This is a genomic window from Phyllobacterium sp. NPDC097923, from assembly GCF_044760925.1.
Classification (GTDB): domain Bacteria; phylum Pseudomonadota; class Alphaproteobacteria; order Rhizobiales; family Rhizobiaceae; genus Phyllobacterium; species Phyllobacterium calauticae.
Genome location: NZ_JBIWBL010000001.1, coordinates 1,235,119 through 1,255,097 on the forward strand (window position 1 = coordinate 1,235,119; position 19,979 = coordinate 1,255,097).

The 19,979-nt window shown below is 58.1% G+C and carries 24 protein-coding genes; 15 read left to right on the forward strand and 9 right to left on the reverse strand.

The genetic code is table 11. From position 1 onward, the window contains the following. Positions 1–3: 3 nt before the first annotated feature. The 4 genes from ACIQWS_RS06255 (at position 4) to ACIQWS_RS06270 (ending at position 4,171) form a co-directional block, all read left to right on the forward strand. A complete protein-coding gene (locus ACIQWS_RS06255; RefSeq protein WP_223615720.1) occupies positions 4–618 on the forward strand; it encodes a riboflavin synthase in 615 nt (204 codons plus the stop codon). Positions 619–674: 56 nt separating this feature from the next. Next, positions 675–1,136 carry a 6,7-dimethyl-8-ribityllumazine synthase gene (ribH, locus tag ACIQWS_RS06260; protein WP_105735603.1) on the forward strand — a complete coding sequence of 154 codons (462 nt, stop codon included), beginning with the start codon at positions 675–677 and terminating at the stop codon, positions 1,134–1,136. Between the two features lie 4 nt (positions 1,137–1,140). Next, positions 1,141–1,647: a transcription antitermination factor NusB gene (gene nusB, locus ACIQWS_RS06265; protein WP_223615721.1), complete on the forward strand. Its 507-nt coding sequence runs from the start codon at positions 1,141–1,143 to the stop codon at positions 1,645–1,647. Between the two features lie 367 nt (positions 1,648–2,014). Further along, positions 2,015–4,171 carry a sodium-translocating pyrophosphatase gene (locus ACIQWS_RS06270; protein WP_403172903.1) on the forward strand — a complete coding sequence of 719 codons (2,157 nt, stop codon included), beginning with the start codon at positions 2,015–2,017 and terminating at the stop codon, positions 4,169–4,171. A 68-nt stretch (positions 4,172–4,239) separates the two neighbouring features. On the opposite strand, the gene ACIQWS_RS06275 is transcribed toward ACIQWS_RS06270, so the two are convergent. Then, entirely contained in the window at positions 4,240–4,746 is a 507-nt protein-coding gene (locus ACIQWS_RS06275) for an outer membrane protein assembly factor BamE (protein WP_346306623.1), read from the reverse strand. A gap of 123 nt (positions 4,747–4,869) precedes the next feature. On the opposite strand from ACIQWS_RS06275, the gene ACIQWS_RS06280 reads away from it, so the two are divergent. The 6 genes from ACIQWS_RS06280 to ACIQWS_RS06305 all read left to right on the forward strand — a co-directional run bounded on the left by ACIQWS_RS06280 (position 4,870) and on the right by ACIQWS_RS06305 (position 9,422). Beyond that, positions 4,870–5,430 (forward strand): ubiquinol-cytochrome C chaperone family protein, encoded by a 561-nt coding sequence (locus ACIQWS_RS06280; RefSeq protein ID WP_288193387.1) that lies wholly within the window; start codon positions 4,870–4,872, stop codon positions 5,428–5,430. A 13-nt stretch (positions 5,431–5,443) separates the two neighbouring features. Next, positions 5,444–6,007, forward strand: a complete 564-nt coding sequence (locus ACIQWS_RS06285; RefSeq protein ID WP_346306620.1) for a DUF177 domain-containing protein — start codon at positions 5,444–5,446, stop codon at positions 6,005–6,007. A 221-nt stretch (positions 6,008–6,228) separates the two neighbouring features. Continuing rightward, positions 6,229–7,308 carry a phosphate acyltransferase PlsX gene (gene plsX / locus ACIQWS_RS06290; protein WP_403172911.1) on the forward strand — a complete coding sequence of 360 codons (1,080 nt, stop codon included), beginning with the start codon at positions 6,229–6,231 and terminating at the stop codon, positions 7,306–7,308. Positions 7,309–7,317: 9 nt separating this feature from the next. Continuing rightward, positions 7,318–8,289, forward strand: coding sequence for a beta-ketoacyl-ACP synthase III (locus tag ACIQWS_RS06295; RefSeq protein ID WP_105735591.1), 972 nt, complete (start codon positions 7,318–7,320; stop codon positions 8,287–8,289). A gap of 123 nt (positions 8,290–8,412) precedes the next feature. Then, positions 8,413–8,733, forward strand: a complete 321-nt coding sequence (locus ACIQWS_RS06300) for an integration host factor subunit alpha (RefSeq protein WP_091883889.1) — start codon at positions 8,413–8,415, stop codon at positions 8,731–8,733. 131 nt (positions 8,734–8,864) lie between these two features. After that, positions 8,865–9,422 (forward strand): MerR family transcriptional regulator, encoded by a 558-nt coding sequence (locus ACIQWS_RS06305; protein ID WP_403172928.1) that lies wholly within the window; start codon positions 8,865–8,867, stop codon positions 9,420–9,422. Between the two features lie 329 nt (positions 9,423–9,751). Here ACIQWS_RS06305 and ACIQWS_RS06310 read toward each other — a convergent pair whose 3' ends face one another. Beyond that, the gene (locus ACIQWS_RS06310) at positions 9,752–10,057 is read right to left on the reverse strand and encodes a hypothetical protein (protein ID WP_288193316.1); all 306 of its coding nucleotides are present in this window, start codon (positions 10,055–10,057) and stop codon (positions 9,752–9,754) included. 15 nt (positions 10,058–10,072) lie between these two features. Continuing rightward, a complete protein-coding gene (locus tag ACIQWS_RS06315; RefSeq protein ID WP_346307114.1) occupies positions 10,073–10,324 on the reverse strand; it encodes a DUF883 C-terminal domain-containing protein in 252 nt (83 codons plus the stop codon). Positions 10,325–10,506: 182 nt separating this feature from the next. On the opposite strand from ACIQWS_RS06315, the gene ACIQWS_RS06320 reads away from it, so the two are divergent. Next, positions 10,507–11,064, forward strand: coding sequence for a fasciclin domain-containing protein (locus tag ACIQWS_RS06320; RefSeq protein WP_346307113.1), 558 nt, complete (start codon positions 10,507–10,509; stop codon positions 11,062–11,064). Between the two features lie 88 nt (positions 11,065–11,152). On the opposite strand, the gene ACIQWS_RS06325 is transcribed toward ACIQWS_RS06320, so the two are convergent. Beyond that, entirely contained in the window at positions 11,153–11,329 is a 177-nt protein-coding gene (locus tag ACIQWS_RS06325) for a hypothetical protein (protein ID WP_158531326.1), read from the reverse strand. A 515-nt stretch (positions 11,330–11,844) separates the two neighbouring features. Beyond that, on the reverse strand, positions 11,845–12,966 hold the full coding sequence (locus ACIQWS_RS06330) for a porin (protein ID WP_403172940.1): 1,122 nt from the start codon (positions 12,964–12,966) through the stop codon (positions 11,845–11,847). An 888-nt stretch (positions 12,967–13,854) separates the two neighbouring features. Here ACIQWS_RS06330 and ACIQWS_RS06335 point away from each other — a divergent pair. Next, entirely contained in the window at positions 13,855–14,433 is a 579-nt protein-coding gene (locus ACIQWS_RS06335) for an isochorismatase family protein (protein ID WP_403172947.1), read from the forward strand. 45 nt (positions 14,434–14,478) lie between these two features. On the opposite strand, the gene ACIQWS_RS06340 is transcribed toward ACIQWS_RS06335, so the two are convergent. Both ACIQWS_RS06340 and ACIQWS_RS06345 read right to left on the reverse strand, forming a co-directional pair. Further along, positions 14,479–14,808 (reverse strand): VanZ family protein, encoded by a 330-nt coding sequence (locus tag ACIQWS_RS06340; protein ID WP_403172953.1) that lies wholly within the window; start codon positions 14,806–14,808, stop codon positions 14,479–14,481. A gap of 441 nt (positions 14,809–15,249) precedes the next feature. Beyond that, a complete protein-coding gene (locus ACIQWS_RS06345; RefSeq protein WP_223615732.1) occupies positions 15,250–15,438 on the reverse strand; it encodes a hypothetical protein in 189 nt (62 codons plus the stop codon). 246 nt (positions 15,439–15,684) lie between these two features. Here ACIQWS_RS06345 and ACIQWS_RS06350 point away from each other — a divergent pair, with 246 nt between their 5' ends. From ACIQWS_RS06350 to ACIQWS_RS06360, 3 genes are all read left to right on the forward strand, one after another. After that, the gene (locus tag ACIQWS_RS06350; protein ID WP_403172958.1) at positions 15,685–16,587 is read left to right on the forward strand and encodes a LysR substrate-binding domain-containing protein; all 903 of its coding nucleotides are present in this window, start codon (positions 15,685–15,687) and stop codon (positions 16,585–16,587) included. Between the two features lie 127 nt (positions 16,588–16,714). Then, entirely contained in the window at positions 16,715–17,620 is a 906-nt protein-coding gene (locus tag ACIQWS_RS06355; protein ID WP_403172966.1) for a heparin lyase I family protein, read from the forward strand. A gap of 129 nt (positions 17,621–17,749) precedes the next feature. Further along, a complete protein-coding gene (locus ACIQWS_RS06360) occupies positions 17,750–18,892 on the forward strand; it encodes a diguanylate cyclase (RefSeq protein ID WP_403172977.1) in 1,143 nt (380 codons plus the stop codon). 80 nt (positions 18,893–18,972) lie between these two features. Here the strand turns inward: ACIQWS_RS06360 and ACIQWS_RS06365 are convergent, their stop codons facing one another. Further along, the gene (locus ACIQWS_RS06365) at positions 18,973–19,350 is read right to left on the reverse strand and encodes a VOC family protein (RefSeq protein ID WP_403172987.1); all 378 of its coding nucleotides are present in this window, start codon (positions 19,348–19,350) and stop codon (positions 18,973–18,975) included. Further along, complete coding sequence (locus ACIQWS_RS06370) at positions 19,335–19,916, reverse strand: cysteine hydrolase family protein (protein WP_403172991.1); 582 nt, start codon at positions 19,914–19,916, stop codon at positions 19,335–19,337. The genes ACIQWS_RS06365 and ACIQWS_RS06370 overlap by 16 nt, the downstream gene beginning before the upstream one ends. Positions 19,917–19,979 lie beyond the last annotated feature (63 nt).

Below are 19,979 nucleotides of genomic sequence, written 5' to 3' on the forward strand. Positions count from 1 at the left end.
TGCATGTTTACGGGAATTGTAACGGATATCGGCAAGATAGGTCAGGTCAAGCCGCTCAATGAAGGCGTGCTTCTGCGCGTGGAGACCAATTACGATCCGCAGACGATCGAGATCGGCGCCTCCATCTCCTGTTCAGGCGTGTGCCTGACCGTCGTGACGCTGCCGGAAAAGGGTTCGAATGCCCGCTGGTTCGAGGTGGAAGCCTGGGAAGAGGCTTTGCGCCTGACCAGCATCGCCAACTGGAAGAACGGCACGCGCATCAATCTGGAACGCTCGCTGAAGCTGGGCGACGAGATGGGCGGGCACCTTGTCTCCGGCCATATCGATGCCATGGCCGAGATCGTCAAGCGCGAGGATGAGGGCGATGCCGTCCGCTTCACGCTGCGGGTGCCGGAAGAACTGGCGCGGTTTATCGCGCCGAAAGGCTCCGTGGCGCTCGACGGCACGTCGCTGACGGTCAATGCCGTCAATGGCAATGAATTCGATGTCCTGCTGATCCGCCATTCGCTTGAAGTCACCACCTGGGGTGACCGCAAGGCCGGTGACAAGGTGAATATCGAGATCGATCAGATGGCGAGATACGCTGCACGGCTTGCAGAATATCCGAAATCAGCCTAGGACCACACGCAGAGGCGGAGCATCTTCGCCACCCCCATTGAGTTCTGGAGTTTTCCATGTCCAAAAAAAAGGCGCATGCGCCCCATCTGTTGATCGTGGAAGCGCGATTCTACGACGACCTGTCGGATGCCCTGCTGAACGGTGCCAAGCTGGCGCTCGATGAAGGCAAGGCAACCTATGATGTCGTGACCGTTCCCGGCGCGCTTGAAGTGCCTGCCGCCATTTCCTTTGCCCTCGATGCAGCGGAAGACGGCGGAACGGAGTATGATGGCTTCGTGGCGCTTGGTACGGTCATTCGCGGCGAAACCTATCATTTCGATATCGTTGCCAATGAATCCTGCCGTGCTCTGATGGAGCTTGCGGTGGAAGAAAGCATTGCCATCGGCAATGGCATTCTCACCGTCGAGGACGAAGAGCAGGCCTGGGCCCGTGCCCGCCGCGAGGACAAGGACAAGGGTGGCTTTGCAGCGCGCGCTGCCTTGACCATGATTGCCCTCAAGGAAAAACTCGGAGCCTGACCGGATGCCTGCTTCCAAAGATGGGGAAAGTCCCGCTGTAAAGCCCGCCAACAAGCGCGGCGTTGCCCGCCTGGCGGCGGTGCAGGCCCTGTACCAGATGGATGTTGCCGGAACCGGCGTGATCGAGGTGGTGGCGGAATATGAAGCGCACCGTCTCGGCAAGGAAGTCGATGGTACGCAGTATCTGGATGCCGATCCGCAATGGTTCCGTGCCATTGTCGCTGGTGTGGTTGCCGAGCAGACATCCCTCGACCCGATGATCCGTCAGGCCCTGACCGAAGACTGGCCGCTGTCGCGGCTCGATTCCACGCTGCGGGCGATCCTGCGCGCCGGTATCTGGGAACTGAAGAACCGTCCCGATGTGCCGACGGCGGTTATCGTTTCGGAATATATCGACATCGCCAAGGCCTTCTACACGGAAGACGAACCCAAACTGGTGAATGCAGTGCTCGACCGTCTGGCCTTCGAATTGCGCGGTGAAAGCCGCGGCGCGAAGAACCCGCGCGGCTGACGTCCATTCATTGAAAGTGGCGGACACCCCCCCTCTGTGCGTGGTTCGACAAGCTCACCATGAGGGGCGGCGCAGGCTGCAGGGAGCCATATCCTGCACCGCACCTATGGTTGTGTAGCCAACCACATCCTTCATGGTGAGCTTGTCGAACCACGCACCAGCCGGAACACAATGCGCCAAACCTGCTGAATCAGATCGGTTTATCCCAACCCTGAGCCGCCTCAGCGAAAGGCCTTGACCTTTTCGCATCCGCTTCGTTACTCCTAGTACATACGGTCGCGTTTCTGCCGGCCTGGCAGATTTTGCGTGCCGTACCGAACCTGACCTGGGGAGGGGTATTTTTCGGGTCAAAATCTGAGGGAGTGGCATGACTATACTGTTTCTCGTCATCGCCTGCGGTCTGCTGTCTGTCGTTTACGCTTTCTGGGCTACCCAATCGGTGCTCGCAGCGGACCAGGGCAATGCGCGCATGCAAGAAATCGCCGGTGCAATTCGCGAAGGTGCACAGGCCTATCTCACACGTCAGTATACCACGATCGCCATGGTTGGCGTCGTTGTCTTTCTAGCAGTCTGGTACCTCTTGTCTTCCACCGCGGCAGTCGGCTTCATGATCGGTGCTGTCTTGTCGGGGCTTGCCGGTTTCATCGGCATGCATGTTTCCGTCCGTGCCAATGTGCGCACGGCGCAGGCATCGTCCCGCAGTCTCGCCGCCGGTCTCGAGATCGCCTTCAAATCCGGTGCGATCACCGGCATGCTGGTGGCCGGTCTCGCGCTTTTGGGCGTCTCGGTCTATTATTATATCCTGACAGGCCCGATGGGCCATCTGCCTGCGGACCGTGTTGTCATTGACGCGCTTGTCTCCCTCGGGTTCGGTGCGTCGCTTATTTCCATCTTCGCCCGTCTTGGCGGCGGCATCTTCACCAAGGGTGCCGATGTCGGCGGCGATCTCGTCGGCAAGGTCGAAGCCGGAATTCCCGAAGATGACCCGCGCAACCCGGCAACCATCGCCGACAATGTGGGCGACAATGTCGGCGACTGCGCCGGCATGGCCGCCGACCTTTTCGAAACCTATGCGGTGACCATTGTTGCCACCATGGTTCTGGGTGCCATCTTCTTTGCCGCAACGCCCGTCCTGAGCACGGTCATGCTCTATCCGCTCGCCATCTGCGGCGCCTGCATCATCACCTCGATTGCCGGGACGTTCTTCGTCAAGCTCGGTGCGAACAACTCGATCATGGGTGCGCTCTACAAGGGCCTCATCGTGACGGGTCTTCTGTCGATTGCCGGTCTTGCCCTTGCCACGTCGATGACTGTCGGCTGGGGTGAGGTGGGAACGGTCGCAGGCAAGTCGATCACCGGCATCAACCTCTTCTATTGCGGCCTTGTCGGGCTCGTGGTGACGGGATTGATCGTGGTGATCACCGAATATTATACCGGGACCAACAAGCGTCCGGTCAATTCGATTGCCCAAGCGTCGGTGACCGGCCACGGCACCAACGTCATCCAGGGTCTGGCCGTGTCGCTTGAATCGACGGCGCTGCCCGCCCTGGTCATCGTCGGCGGCATCATCTCGACCTACCAGCTTGCCGGGCTGTTCGGCACCGGCATCGCCGTTACCGCCATGCTCGGCATTGCCGGCATGATCGTTGCGCTCGATGCCTTCGGTCCGGTGACGGACAATGCCGGCGGTATCGCGGAAATGGCCGGGCTTGATCCGGACGTGCGCAAATCCACCGACGCGCTGGATGCCGTTGGCAACACGACGAAAGCCGTGACCAAGGGCTATGCCATCGGTTCGGCCGGTTTGGGCGCGCTGGTGCTGTTTGCCGCCTATTCCAACGACCTGCAGTTCTTCATCAGCGAAGCGAACAAGGATGGTTCGACGGCCTTCTCCTATTTCAAGGGCATAGGCGCCGTATCGTTCGAGCTTTCCAATCCCTACGTTGTCGCCGGTCTGATCTTCGGCGGTCTCATCCCCTACCTCTTCGGCGGTATCGCGATGACGGCCGTTGGCCGTGCGGCGGGTTCCGTGGTGGAAGAAGTGCGCAGGCAGTTCCGTGAAAAGCCGGGCATCATGGCCGGTACGGAGCGTCCGGACTATGCGCGGGCGGTGGATATTCTCACCCGCGCCGCCATCAAAGAAATGGTCGTGCCATCGCTGCTGCCGGTATTGGCGCCGCTCGTCGTCTATTTCGGCGTGCTGCTGATTTCCGGTTCAAAAGCCTCGGCCTTCGCCGCGCTCGGTGCTTCGCTTCTCGGCGTGATCATCAATGGCATTTTCGTTGCCATTTCGATGACATCCGGCGGCGGTGCCTGGGACAATGCCAAAAAGTCCTTCGAAGACGGCTTTGTCGACAAGGATGGAACGCGGCACCTGAAGGGCTCCGAAGCCCACAAGGCTTCCGTGACCGGCGATACGGTTGGCGATCCCTACAAGGACACGGCTGGCCCTGCGGTCAATCCGGCGATCAAGATCACCAACATCGTGGCCTTGCTGCTGCTGGCGGTGCTTGCGCACGGATAAGCGTCCATCACGTCAAAGAAAAACCCGCGAAATCAGGTTTCGCGGGTTTTTTGTTTTCAGCGCAGGGATTACTGACCGGGAGGTCCGCCCGCGCCAATGGAACCGGGTGCCTTGCCAACGCCCGCAAGCAGCTGGCCGAGGAACGACAGGTCCTTGCCGCCGGTCGGCGTGGTGCGGGAGATGAAGTCGAAAACCTTGCCGTCCTGCAATCCGTAATTGGAAATGCTGGCGACCTTGCTTTTCTGGTCGAAATAAACCGCAAGAATGCGACGGTCGGTCACCTTCGGCTGCATGAAGGCGACGCTGCGTTTGCGCTTCTGGGAAATGTAATAGAAGACTTCGTTGTCGAACGTTGCCGTCGAGGACGGGCTGCCAAGCGACAGGATGACCTGCTCGCGGCTGGACCCGACCGGAACGAACGCCAGCGCCTTCTCGTCGAGGATATAACCTTCCGACAATGTTTCGGATGGATTGAGGTTGGCGGTATTACAGCCGGCAAGCCCTACGACAAAAAACAGAGTTCCGGCGAGAAGATATTCCCGGGAACGATCGGCCTTGAAAATCCGCTGCAACAACGACATCTCCATTTCAATAGTGGGGCCACGTCTTTCGCTGCCCGCAGAACTTCGGTAAACCACCTTGAAGTCCGATGCAACCGGCGACTCGTGTTGCGGCCCGACCCAAGTGAAAGCACATATATGATTCTCAATTTATTCAGCCGTAAGGCCAAAGCAAATGAGGCGATTACCACAGCCCTCTACGATGTGATCGTGGCGGCGGCGCGGCAGCCATACCTCTATTCTGACATTGATGTGCCGGATTCGCCGCTCGGACGCTATGAAATGGTATCTTTGCACGTTTTTCTTTTCATGCGCCGGATAAAGGGCAGGACGCCCGCCCTCAAGATGATCGGACAGGAAGTGACGGATGAATTCTTCCGGGACGTGGATCACTCGCTGCGGGAGCTTGGGATCGGCGACTCCGGTATCCCGAAGCGGATGAAGAAACTGGCGCGCATGTTCTATGGCCGGGTGGAGTCCTATGACAAGGCGCTCCAGACCAACGATCATCCGGCCCTGGCGGCCGCACTGGCCCGCAATGTCCGCCCTGACACCAGCGAATGGACAGGCGCCTCCGCGCTGGCCGGATACACCATCCAAGCGGCGTTGTTCCTGGAAAACCAGTCGGATGAAGATATAGCCCGCGGGCAGCTGGCCTTTCCGGACGCCAGCGCCGGTGCAGAAACCCTGCAGAATTAGGAAGGGGAGCAAAATGACAAGAAATATCGATGGCGCACTCAGTTTCCCGATCTCGGTCAAACGGCTTCCGCAGAAGGGACTGACCGTCAAGATCGAAGCGGACGAGCGCGAGCGCATAGCACTGCGGGACTTTCACGAATTGCAGGATGTGACGTCGTTCAAGGCCGATCTGCAGATTGTTCCCTGGAAGAAGGACGGCATACGCGTGCGCGGCGTGGTGAAGGCCCGGATCGTCCAGTCCTGCGTTGTCACGTCGGATCCCGTCGATGCGGTCGTCAATGCGGAAGTGGATACGCTGTTCGTGCCGGAGAACTCCAAGCTGGCGCGCTTGCCGCTCGATGAGAACGGCGAGCTGATCATCAGCGCCGACGGTCCCGATATACCCGAGACATTTTCCGGCGATACGCTGGATGCCGGTGCCATAGCCGAGGAGTTTTTCGAGCTGGCCATTGACCCATACCCCCGCAAGGAGGGCGTATCGGATGCGCCCATCGAGGTTGTCTTCGGTGATGACGAAACAGCGGAGAAGCCTGTCAGTCCGTTTGCCGGCCTCAAGGACTGGAAACAGAAGCCTTGATTGTGACGATTTCCTGAGGCTGACTATCGAAATACTGCCCTGATGGGCTATAACAACGGAAAATACCCAAAAAGGGGCAGTGTTTTTCACAATGATTCCAGTCTATGTGCCGGAGGTCCGGCAGATTCCGGTTGTACAGCGACGGAAATTGACTATTTTCGCCGAGTCTTTGAGCAATTGATAAACCCAGCAAGCATACTCACTGAACAGGACAATCGAGAGTGATCAGAATTTCCATTGATGCCATGGGCGGTGATTTCGGTCCTGAGATCGTCATTCCCGGTCTGGCAACGGCGCTGGAGCGCCATCCTGATATCCGGTTTGTGATCTTCGGTCGTGAGGAAGAGGTAAGGCCGGTTCTCGACCGTTATCCCACGCTTGCGAGCTCGACATTCCACCACTGCGACGTGTCGGTGCGTATGGACGAAAAACCCAGTCAGGCCTTGCGCAACGGCCGCTGGAAGTCATCCATGTGGCGCTCCATCGAGGCGGTGAAAACAGGCGAGGCGGATGTCTGCGTATCGGCGGGCAATACCGGCGCGCTGATGGCCATGTCGAAATTCTGCCTGCGCACCATGGCCAATGTGGAACGCCCGGCCATTGCCGGCATCTGGCCGACATTGCGCGGTGAGAGTATCGTGCTCGATATCGGCGCGACCATCGGTGCCGACGCGCAGCAGCTGGTCGACTATGCCGTCATGGGCGCCGCCATGGCCCGCTCACTATTCGAGATCGAACGCCCGACGATCGGCCTGCTCAATGTCGGGGTGGAAGAAATCAAGGGACAGGACGACGTCAAGGATGCGGCACGCATTTTGCGTGAGATTCCCTTGCCAAGCCTTGAATATTACGGCTTCGTCGAAGGCGACGACATCGGCAAGGGCGCTGTCGACGTGGTGGTCACCGAAGGGTTTACCGGAAACATCGCGCTGAAGACGGCGGAGGGGACGGCCAAGCAGTTCGCGCAGTATCTGCGCGATGCGATGGGCCGCACATGGATGGCCAAGATCGGCTATCTCTTCGCCAAGGGGGCATTTGATCGCCTGCGCGAGAAAATGGACCCGCGCAAGACCAATGGCGGCGTGTTTCTCGGGCTGAACGGCGTTGTCATCAAGAGCCATGGCGGAACCGATGCGCTGGGCTTCGCTTCGGCGGTCGATGTCGGCTATGACATGGCCCGAAACAAGCTTTTGGAAAAGATTGCCTCGGATCTGAGCCATTTTCACAAAAGCCCGGTCGGGGTCGCTTTTCAGGGCGAGGCCGAAAATGATTCAGAAGCTGAAATAGAACCACAGGCGTAGGAAAAATAAATGATCCGGTCCGTTGTTAGAGGTGTAGGGGCGGCCAAACCGGCGCGCCTGGTCAAGAACGCCGATCTGGAAGGCATTGTCGAAACCAGCGACGAGTGGATCGTGCAGCGGACGGGCATCCGTCAGCGCTATATCGCAGGCGAGGGCGAAACAACCGCATCGCTGGGCGAGGCGGCTGCGCGTGCAGCGCTCGACAATGCCGGCATGACACCGGACGACATCGACCTGATCATTCTGGCGACCTCGACGCCCGACAATACGTTCCCGGCCTCCGCCGTCGACATCCAGGCACGCCTCGGCATGACCCATGGCTTTGCCTTCGACATGCAGGCGGTCTGCTCCGGCTTCGTCTATGCCATCAGCACTGCCGACCTCTACATTCGCGGCGGCATGGCCAAGCGCGTTCTGGTCATCGGTTCAGAGACGTTCTCGCGGCTTCTCGACTGGAATGACCGCACGACCTGCGTCCTGTTCGGCGATGGTGCTGGTGCCGTCGTGCTTGAGGGCAATGAGGGACGCGGCCTGACATCCGATCGCGGCATTCTCACCGCCAACCTGCGGTCCGACGGTTCGCACAAGCAGAAGTTGTATGTGGATGGCGGACCATCCAGCACCCAGACGGTCGGTCATCTGCGCATGGAGGGCCGCGAGGTTTTCAAGCACGCGGTCGGCATGATCACCGACGTCATCGAAGCCTCGTTCTCGGAAGCCGGGATCACCGCCGAGGATGTCGACTGGTTCGTTCCGCACCAGGCCAACAAGCGCATCATCGACGCATCAGCCAAGAAATTGAACCTCGCCGAGGAAAAGGTGGTCATTACGGTTGACCAGCACGGCAATACCTCCGCGGCGTCCGTCCCCCTGGCCCTGGCGACGGCGGTTGCCGACGGGCGGATCAAGCAGGGCGATCTTGTCCTTCTTGAAGCCATGGGCGGGGGCTTTACGTGGGGTGCAGTTCTGCTACGGTGGTGATGGTCCGGTTGGGTCAGCAGTTTGTTTTATCAACTGTTTTACCTGCTTGCCCTATCGGATTTGATCCTATAACTTCCGCTTCCACCTTGATAGTTTTGCAACAAACGAGAGCTTAGAGATCGTATGGGGGGTAAGACCATTACGCGCGCTGATCTGGCCGAAGCAGTCTATCGCAAGGTAGGGCTTTCACGCACGGAGTCAGCTTCACTCGTCGAAACCATTCTCGATGAAGTATGTGATGCCATTGTTCGTGGCGAAACGGTCAAATTGTCATCGTTCGCCACGTTTCAGGTCCGGGACAAGAACGAACGCATCGGCCGCAACCCGAAAACGGGTGAGGAGGTGCCCATTTTGCCTCGCCGGGTCATGACGTTCAAGGCGTCCAATGTGCTCAAACAGCGCATTTTGCGCTCGCATCAGGCACGCAAGAAGAAATCTGCATAGCGGATTTATGCAGGGCGCTTCGGCTCCCTGGGCGAGATTGCTGTGGGGCAATCTCGCGTTGTACTTGAAAACCACTTGATAAACCGCTGAAATGGGCGTCGAATCAGATTTTCTCCTGAAAGGGTGAAAACATGGACAAGAGTCCCGACGCTTTTAGAACCATCAGTGAAGTTGCTGAAGATCTCGATCTTCCCCAGCATGTTCTGCGTTTTTGGGAAACGCGTTTTACCCATATCAAACCGATGAAGCGCGGCGGCGGACGACGATACTATCGCCCGCTCGATGTCGATCTGCTCAAGGGCATCCGCCATCTGCTGTATGATCAGGGCTATACGATCAAGGGCGTGCAGCGGCTTTTGCGAGAGAATGGCGCGCAGTTCATCATCGCGCTCGGCAGCGGCGACACCGCTGCCGCCGAAGCCATCAGCCAGCAGAAGCAGGCGGCCGTTCGCGAGGAGGAAGCACATTCCGCCGAGCAGGAACGCGCCGACGCGGCGGAAGAAGCCGCCATCATGGGATCGCCGAAATCATCGTCCCATGGCCGGCGCCTCTTTGGCCTGATCAAGGGCGACGATGACGGGCCGGTGGCTGCCGACGGCAAGCGGTTGTCAAAAGACAACCGGACCCTGCTGCAGGAAACGCTTTTCGACCTCTTGGAATGCAAGCGCCTGCTGGATCAGGTCCGTTAGGTTCACCGCGCAATTCGCTGCTGATTTGCAGGCTGGAATAGGTTGTTCGTGGTTCGACAAGCTCACCATGAGGGCGGTTGAGGATTGCAGGGAGCCATATGCTGCAACCTATCCGATTGGCCTTGCAATCAAATGAATTCCCTCTTGGTGAGCTTGTCGAACCACGCACCACGCTCCCGCCAATAAAAAACCCAGCTTCCACGGGGAGTGAAAGCTGGGATTTGGGGTTGGCTGTGGGGTACAGCCTAGCTGGTTGGGGGACCAGTATTGTGGAAACGCCGCCATCCGCCAAAAGTTCCAAAATATTTTGAAAAAATTTGGGAACTGATTTAACGGGCCAGCATACCGATGACGATGCCGAGGCCTGCAATGACCATCAGCGTCGACACGGAATTCTGCGTCTGGATACCGCCGATTTTGCGGGCCTGATGGCCGACAGCATGTGCTGCCCGCCGTCCGCCGTCCTTGATGGCGTCAAAGGCCGAGGAATCATCGCCTTCGAGATCATCGAGCAGTTGCACGCCTTTGTCGGCGAGCGACTGCGTCAGCGCCGCCAGATCGCGCTTCAGATCTTCGATTTCACGCTGCAAACGGGCGCGATCCTCATCGTTACGGCTTGGTTCAGCACTGTCCATGGCCATCACCCTTCGTTAGCGTCTTGAAACAAGCCCGATGAGCAGGGCTGCACCCGCCACGATGGCAAGGGTTGCCAGCGGGTTTTCCTTGGCCGCATCGGCGGCATAGCGCACCTGGTTGGAGGCAACGCGTTTCACGTCGTCCAGCTTTTCGCCGCCCATGTCGGCGAGATTGGCCGTGAGTTTCGACACTTCCTTGCGCAAGGCTGCAATCTGCGCCTCGACATCGTCCTGGATATCATCGGTGGTTTTGGAAAATATTGCCATTCTTCATATGCTCCTGTGCATGACAAGCCTATAACGGGCAGGGGCCGCTTCGGTTCCCCCGGTTTTTGTCCTGATGTCAGCGCCCGGAAAAATAATTAATGCACCTGCCGGAAACTTTCCCGGTCAAGCCCTCGTTCTTGTTTGCATTCCCCAGGAAGGGGAGGCAAACGCGGAGCAATACAATGGGTAAATTGACTGCAGGTATTTTCGCCGGATTTTTGGCGGTTACAGCACTGAGCGGAGCAGCATTGGCAAAGGACAACCCGATGGTTGGCGGCGCACCGATGTATGCCAACAAGAATATCATCGAGAATGCGGTCAACTCCAAGGACCACACAACACTTGTCGCCGCGGTCAAGGCGGCCGGTCTTGTCGAAACGCTTCAGGGCAAGGGACCGTTTACGGTATTCGCGCCAACCAACGAAGCTTTCGCCAAGCTGCCAAAAGGCACTGTCGAGACGCTGTTGAAACCAGAAAACAAGGCGACGCTCACCAAGGTTCTCACCTGCCATGTGGTGGCTGCTGACGCCATGTCCATGACGATCAAGAAGATGATCAAGGACGATGGCGGCTCGCACAAGGTGAAGACGGTCGGTGGTTGCATTCTGACCGTCAGCGAAAAGGGCGGCAGAATCTCGATCAAGGATGAGAAGGGCAACGTCGCTCACGTCTCGATCGCTGATGTCAAGCAGTCGAACGGCGTCATTCACGTGATCGACAAGGTTCTCCTGCCAAAATAAGACAGCGGCAAACGCTGCTCCGGCGGACACCCCCGCATGCCCGTTATCGGTGTTCCGATAACGGGCTTTTTGTTTCTCCGGTCAAAACCTACTTGGTGTCATGCTTGAAGCGCCGGTGGCTGAATCCGCCTTTGGCCAACCGCAGGATCGAAGAGAGTTTTGTCGGGTCACAGGCAATTTTAGGAATTTGCTTGCTCACCTTTTGCATCGTTTTGGGCGATGCAGGCTGTGCATGGTGCGGCGTGTGAAGAATCGCTTCTCCCATAGTTCATTCGCTCCCTGACGACGTTCCGCTCCCGGCCCATGCCGAAAGCCCAATGCTGTGGTTCGTATACGGATATTCCCGGATCATACGACGGACAGTCGATCCTTGCCTGGATCATTCAATGGAGAGGTCAGTCAACTCTTGCCGTTTACACCCGGTGCGACGGTTTCGCCTGGTACGCCAGCAAGATAATCACAATGACTGCAAGCAAGAAATCAAGATCACGCATATCCGTAACCTCCTGCATTCCAGGGCGGAATATAGCGGGAAACGTGCCGGTTTCCAAATCACAACATGTCGATCCGGCCGGCGTGCAGCGCGCGGAGCGCTGCACATGTAAAAAACGGTGAGCCGTGAAGCCCACCGTTTCAAAAAATGACGTGACTGGAGATCTCATCATCGCAGTTCAGCAATGCAGTCCTTCTCCATTGCCAAACACAATTCATATGTTTGTTGGGCCAAGGCCTGAGTATCCGGGGACGGGCCCCGGATACATCTTCAAATCCTGTTAAGGATTAGAAGTTGCGCTGGAAGCGGATCATGCCGCCGAATGCATCGTCGTTGCCGCCGTTGGCAATCGATACATCCTTACGATGACCGTCGAACTTGGTGTAGCTGACTTCTGGCGTAACTGTGAAGCCAGGAACGAGCTCGTATGCCAGGTTCAAAGTACCAGCAACGGTGCCTTCGGATTCGTATGCAACCTGTGCATTGACAGTTGCCTTATCCGTAACCTTGGCGGACAGACCACCCCAAACAGCCCAGTCGCCTTCCCAGCGGCCGAACCAGTTCAGGCTGCGTGCATGCGCGTAGTTATCGTCGAAGTTCGACTGATAGCCACCCATGACGAATGCCTTGACAGTGTCGGTGAACTTGACGTCCAAACGAACCTTACCGGCCCATTCTTCGATAACCGAGTCATAACCAGCAACAGCCGAGATACCGCCCCAACCCTGCTCGTACTTCACGCCGCCGACTACATGCGGCATGTAATCGTTGATGCGGTAGTCGTGCGAAACGCCGTCGTTGTCGGATTCGGATTCGCCCTGTTCAGCACCGATCATGGCCGAGAAGCCATTGCCAGCTGCGAACGTGTAGCTAACCTGGTTGGAAGTGCCGGACTGATAGTTGATCACGTCGTCGTTGATGACGCTGCCGGCATAACCGGTCCACGAACCGAACAGTTCGTCAGCAACACCGATGCGGAAACCGCCGAGCTCGATGAACGCGTTAGGAATGAGGCCACCGCTGTTGGAACCGTTCGTGTAGTTGAAACGTGTTTCAATGTACGAACGCAGTGTGCCGAGTTCTGTTTCCGAACGAGCGTCGAAACGAACAGTGGCGCGTGTGCGCTTGTAATAGGTGTCTTCGTTCAGGCCGTCGGAGCCCTTGATGCCGCTGACATGGCCGCCGGTGTATACGCTGTCGCCGCCCTTGGCGTCGTAACGGACATAGCCGCCGATCTTCAGGCAGGTCTCGGTGCCAGGAATGTAGAAGAAGCCCTTGCCGTATGCATCGCAAACGCGAACGTATTCGACAGCTTCAGGTTCGGCGACGACAACTGCGTCAGCAGCGCGCGCGCCAGTTACTGCAACCAGAGCTGCAGCGGAGCCGAGTAGCAGGCTCTTAATGTTCATTGTTGCTCTCCATGAGATTGGTAGTGACAATTCGGTATTCTGCGACTTTGGTCGTAGAGTCAAATGTCAAATTACAAATCTTTAATGCCGGGAGCGATGGGATTTTTATTGTTGCGGATTTGCAACTATAAGTTAACGCGGGGTTAATATCAAGTATAATCAGTATGAATACTTTAACGTACAAGCATATCATGCTATTGTAACAAAATTGTGATAGGGTTTGTAAATATTATCAGGTTTTCGCTTGGTATTTCCGTCAGCTGCGTGGCGTCCGGCGGTCTGGTGGATCTGCTGTTCCCCGTGCCTGACCGCGCGGGATGAGTCTGGAGGCGGCCACGTCCGTTCGTGGCAGCGGGTGAGACGTCAATCAGCCCGCCCGACCCTATCCTTAAGTTGATAGCAGTCGCGCCTTGCCCTTGCGGGCAGCTTGGTTGTGGCTGATTCTGGGCGCAATTGATACGCCATTCAACAATGGCTGCAGCCAGCCGCAAGACACGCATGGGTGACATGCCACATCCGAAATCCGGATTATCTGTGCGCAGTCAGAAGTTTAATTCTCGCCTTTCGCCGTATACGCCTGACGAGCGCCGGCACATCGACCGTGCAATCCTGAAAATTCATCTGAGCAGCGCGGCTCTGCTCCTCCGCCTGAACGATGATTTTTTCCTTGCAGCTCTGTCGTCCCAGAAACTTAATTCTTGTTCGCATGTTCCACACCCCCTCATGTCTTATGACTTTTTTTGAGAGACCTCATATATGCAATGATTCCGGATGGTTTGGAATATATCCGGGGTTCAAATGCCGGGCTGGCCATACACGAAACAGTGAATAAACCTCGGCGCGAGACTGTCGTATCGGTTGGCGCTACGGACGGAGGAGGGTGGAGACTTGGCGTTCACGCAAGATGAGATAACGGCCCACGCCCTGGTGATCGTCGATGTGCAAAATGCCTTCATCACGGGAGCCGAAGCCGTTCCGGATTGCGTCCAGCTTCAGGGTGCGGTGAAAAGGCTTCTCGAGAATGCGCGCGCGGCCAAGGTGCCGGTTGTCTTCCTGCAGAATGACGGTCCTGCCGGCGCGGTTGACGCGCCGAATACCGATGGCTGGCAATTGTTCTTTCCGCCCGAGGCGCGCGAGGTGGTGATCCGCAAGTCCAGGGACAACGGCTTCGACGGCACCGGTCTTGAGGGTGTGCTCCGGGCGCATGGGGTCCGGTCAATGGCGATCTGCGGCATGCTGTCGGAAATGTGCCTGGCAGCGACGGCGCGAGCCGCGCTGGAAAAGGGATTTGCGGTGATCCTTTCCCATGATGGCCACGCAACCTACGATGTGCCGGCTGGTCCGGGCAATTCGGAGGCTGTTCCCGCTCGGTTGGCGGCGCGGGCGGCAGAATGGTCGCTGGGCGACGATATTATCCTTTTGGCCGCTGCGGGCGATATCCGCTTCCAGACGGCCCGCCGCAGGTAAAATGCTTCCGGGGCTTGCCGTTGGCAAATGGCGGGGCGAATCCCCTTAGCGCAAAAGGCGCAGGAAGATTGTGCTTGCGGCAACCCCGAAGGCTCCGCCCGCCGCCTTCACTACGGCATCGAGCAGCCGGGCATGCCGGGTGGGGGCAAGCATCTGCGCCAGCTCGAAACCGAAAGCCGCGCCAACCACCAAAACCAGGATGAGCAGCCACCGCCGCGGATAGGCCGCCGCAAAGACGAAGCCAAGCACGGCAAAAGCTGCAAAGCGCTCGACATTGACCGGCAAGCCGCTCTCCGGCCGCAGGCTGATGGGGTCGACAGTGATGAAAAGTATGGCTGCGAACAGCAGCCACGCGGCGATTTGAATGAGCTTCATGCATACCCCATAGCGCATTCAACGCCTGGTTCCAATCCGTCACAATCTGCAATTTAGGGTAAAGCCGGATGTCGGCGTGCGGGCGGCGCAAACTTCACGTTGCGCATTGCCAGTATCCTTCGGGTGAGGCCCGGCAAGGGGCATCGGGGGGTGATGGGATGCCGAGCCTCCGTTGCCCGAAGGTGACAACGTGCGGGTGATAACACGAGAACCTGAGCAGGAGATTATCCGAACCTGAGCCGAAACTGAGATGCAGTCAGGCCTCGGGGACAGCATGTCTGCCGGCGCGCGGATGCGCCTGTGGCGAGGCCCAGTGCAGTGCCGAGCGAAGGCAGGCACGCACTGGACCCCGTGCTTGGGTTGCTCAAGCGAAGCTCACTTGCCAAAGGCATTTGTCACAATCAAGCCGTCACGTTACCCGCGTCGTGCCATGCCGTTCCTTCAACTGCGGTAATGGACCCGGTACCTGTCTTCGACCGGCTGACCGACCGTTGCCTTGACCCCCAGGACGAAATGGATCGAGATGATCTTGTCGGCCTCTACACCCGCTTCAGACAGTGCGGCATTCAGCGCCTTGATCGTGGCCGCGACTTCCATCTCCTTGACCGGTATCTGCTCGTTCGTCGTCATTATTCGTTCCTTTACACAACGGGGAATGCCTTGGCCCTTACCAGGCCTGGCTCGTTTGCCCCGGGCGCTGCTCATGCGCGCCCTGTCAGGCATGTCCGATATACCGCGCTGATATACATTGGCATAATATAAGAATTGTCATATTCTAATAGGCATAAGCTATGAGTAGGTCATGCCGCCATGCGATGGGCCAATCGCGGGAAGGTGACTCAACCATTGGCCTGTATTGAAGGGAGCATAATCGTCATGACGTTGTCCGGCCTGTCGCTTCGCGATCTGGAATATGCCATTGCGGTTGCGGATCTGGGCAGCTTCGGCAAGGCCGCCGAACAGTGCCGGGTTGCACAGCCCTCGCTTTCCGTACAGGTGAGCAAGCTCGAGACGCGGCTGAAGACGGTGATCTTCGAACGCACGACGCGGCGGGTCATCGTCACGCCGCAGGGTCAGGAGCTCCTTGACCAGATGCGCCGTGTGGTGCTGGAGGCGCGCCGGCTGCTGGATCTGTCCGTCCGCTCGTCGGAGGCCTTCGGCGGCACGTTGCGCCTGTCGGCAATCGCCACGCTTGGCCCCTATTATTTCCCGCGCATTCTCCAGAGCTTGCGCGCGCACTATCCGGCGCTTGCCTTCGTGCTGGGTGAAGGGCGCACCGACGACCTCGTCACGGCTTTGCTGCGCGGTGACCTCGATGCCGTGCTCATGTCGACACCGTCCGGAGAGCCGGGCTTGAGCGAAATCCCGCTGTTTCATGAACCGTTCGTGATGGCCTGTCCCGAGGGACATGCGGCAACGCTGGCTGGCGGTGCCGGATGGAAAGATCTGTCCGCCCACGAGCGATTGCTGTTGGAGGAGGGGCATTGCCTGCGGGATCAGGCCATTGCCGCCTGTGCGGAGATCGACACCACCAACCGGCACGCGACCAGCCTGGAGACCCTGAAATATATGGTGGCCGCAGGCGAGGGATGTACCCTGCTGCCCGTTCTTGCGGTGAGTGACGTTCATGGGCTGCACTATCTGCCGCTGCAGGGCAGCGGATATGCCCGCACCATTGTCCTTGCCTGGCGGCGCAGCGATCCTCGGACAGAGGACTTTGAACAGCTCGGCGCCAATCTGCGCCGGTTTCAACATCCCGCGATCCGCACATTTGCCTGAGCAAGGACAAGCGTCATTGGCAATGTACAGTTTTATGCAGGTTTATACTTTTATGTCATGTTGCCATTGGGATTGCGGCTTATGACCAAGGGGAATGAGAGGATATGGGACAGGGGGAGCTCGTTTCGTGAACGCACGTCTTTCGTGGATAGCTTGTGTTTTCTTCAGCCTAAGCTTCATGGTCGTGGGGTCCGCCGCAGCGCAGGAGGCGGTTCCAGCTCTGTCAGGTGACCTTGCCGAGCTGTGCGCTCCCGATCCGCAGCATCCCCCTAGCCTATGGAAGATCAGCAAGAAATTGGATCAGGGGGCATGGCGGTCGCGTCTGTCCTGTGATTCCGGCGCTGCCACTTCGTCCGGGCCCGTGCTGCGCCTCTCTGTGCATCCGGGCGATGCCGTTGAAAAAGAGTCCGACGAAAAATCGACGGAACGCGTGGAAATCCAGATGCGAAAGGAGGTCGTCAAGTTCGATGCGCCGACCTGGTACCGCTTCCGGTTCCGTCTCGAACGTCCCTGGCAGGGCATTGGCAACCGGACCGTCATTCATCAGGTAAAACAGAACATCCAGGCGCGTGACGAGAAGCCGCAAGGGGCGTGTCCCGCCGCCAATCCCCTGTTTAAGGTCGAGGCCCGCCCGTCGGCCACGGGGGCGGATTTCCTGGTCAAGGTGCGCGGAACCAGCGACTGCAATCTCGGGGAATCCAGAATAATATGCGGTCCATGGCACCTGGACCTGGATCACTGGAATGATGTGAAGGTCATGATCAAGCCCAGTCTGAAGGAAGGGGCAAGCCAGGTGCAGGTCTGGCTCAACGGGCGCGGTTGCGATCCCTACACAGGGCTTCTCGGCTATCCCGATCATGGTGCCCGTGATGATTCCGGCCGCCCGTTTATCGACGTCCAGCCGCGCTTTGGCATTTATCGTGATGCCCTGCCGGACAATGTGCAATCGATCGATTTCACGGGTATTCGGTTTTGGTCGGCAAATCCGGCAGGCGATCCCTCGTGGTCGGAAAATCCGTTGCCGATGCGATGATGCCCGGTCATCAGGACCGCTGTTCACATCTTAAGGCATTTCTAACTATCCGGTTCGGATCTGTCACGGGATTCTCTAATTCTTGACGACTCTTCGCTAGGCATCTCGCCGACAACGGAGCAGGTGCCTATGCGCGAGGATATTTCAGGATTCAGTGTACCGAGATGGCGGCTGACACGCTGGTTGGCCGATGCTGGATCCAATGTGCCTGGCTATATTCGATCGGAATTGATTGCGAGCCTGTTCGGAACATTACCGATTTTTGCCGGCGGCGTTATCAATACAATTCTGGTATCGGCGTTCATCGCCTACCGGATACCGCGACCGGAATTCATCTTCTGGCTGGGATGCGAATTGCTGATTTGCGGCACGAGGCTCGTGGTGCTGCTCATCAGCCACAGGAATGCCAAAGCGGGCAAAGCCACGCCTACCGACATTTACATTCTGCTGGCTCTGGCCTGGTCAGGCGCCGTCGGTTACGGCTGTTTCATCAGTATGATGAGCGGGGATTGGGTGGTGGCAACGCTCGCCTGCCTGTCCGCCGGCGCCATGGTGGGGGGCATCTGCTTTCGCAATTTTGGCGCGCCGCGTCTTGCCTCGGTCATGATCATCTTGAGCCTTGGGCCTGCTTGCCTCGGCGGTGCGCTGTCCAGCGAGCCGATCTTATACGTCACGCTTTTGCAAATTCCGCTTTATCTCATCAGCATGGCCATGGCCTCGCACAAGCTCAACGCGATGCTGATTGCGACAAAGCTGGCTGAACGCGAAAACGAGCGCCGGGCAAATGAAGATGCGCTGACCGGCCTGTTGAACCGCACGGGTCTGCTGGCACACATCAATGATCGTTTGTCGGCGCTGCAGCAGGATCAGACAGGCTTTGCCGTGCTTTACCTCGATCTGGATGGCTTCAAACTCGTCAACGATCAATATGGCCATGCAAGCGGCGATGAGGTGCTGTTTGAAGTGTCGAGGCGGATTTTAGCCAATCTCGGGCCCGAAGACGCAGCGGCCCGTATTGGCGGTGATGAGTTTGTTGTTGTGAAAGCGGGCGAGGACGATCAGGACCTTACGGCGTTTGCGGCGTCAATCTCTGAAAACATAGGCGAGCGCATCCGCTTGAACGTCGGCAGCAGCGTGGAAGTGGGGTCCAGCATGGGAATTGCCCTTGCGCCGCGGCACGGAAGTGCGGCCGGCGTTTTATTGGATAAGGCCGACAAGGCTTTGTATCAGGCAAAAGCTGCGGGAAAGAACAGGCACGCCATCGCGCTTTAGATTCAGCCGAATATGGCACAACCCCTGTCCATTTGAGACGGGCGACGACCTTGGCTCGCCCGTCTTTCCGTGGCCCTCCCTCAGGCCTCGGGTTCGTGGCAAACCATTTCGATGTTGTGCCCGTCCGGATCAACGACGAAAGCCGCATAATAGTTCGCATGATAGCGCGGGCGCAGACCCGGCGCGCCATTGTCTTTACCGCCCGCGGCCAGAGCCGCCCGATGGAAAGCCTCGACCTGCAGGCGATTCTCGGCCGTGAACGCCAGATGAAGATGCGCCGGCTTCTCCTCGGTCTGGTACAGGCACAGGGAGGCCTTGCCCTTTGGGCTGAGCTCGGCACCCTGCGCCGGTGTGGTCCCCTCTGCGATGACAGCGATACCGAGCGGTTCGAGTGCCTTGAGATAGAACGCCTTGCTGGCTGCATAGTCGGTTACGCCGAATTTCACATGGTCAAACATGGTTTCTCCTGAAGTGTGTGGGCCTGGACGCGTCCGCCGAACCCGGAGCGGAACAGAGCGTCATGCGCCTCCTGATCGGGATCATAGCAGCAGTCCTCGACCAGGCGCACATCGTAGTCGGCATCGCTGGCCCAGGTGACGCTGGAAAGAACGACGCCGGTGGTGCTTATTCCGGCCATGACAAGGGTGCTTACACCGCGCGTCCGAAGATCGGCGTCGAGCGACGTGCCATGAAAAACGCTGGCTCGCGGACATGCATAGAAAAGGTCACCCGGTTCGATCGCAAGTCCCGCAACGGGGCGGCCGGTACGAAAGTGTCCGGACGATATATAGGGCGAAATCTGGCGGTTGCTCGCCGGCGGTGCGTGTTCATAGGCTTCGCCCAGCGAAAAGTTGGGGAACAGCACCGGCCGGCCGGTGGCGCGCCAGCGCCTGATCAGTGTGTTGCACCGATCCAGCAAGGGCGACGGCTCTTCCCCGAACAGGATTGCAAACACGTCGGCTTGATAGTGCATAATGACGAGGGCCGCTCTCTCGATATAGCTGCCCTGGAAATCGACCAACATCACAATCCTCCAAAATGAAATCCGAATTCGACATTCGAATCATCCCGTTTAGCGCGGCGAGTA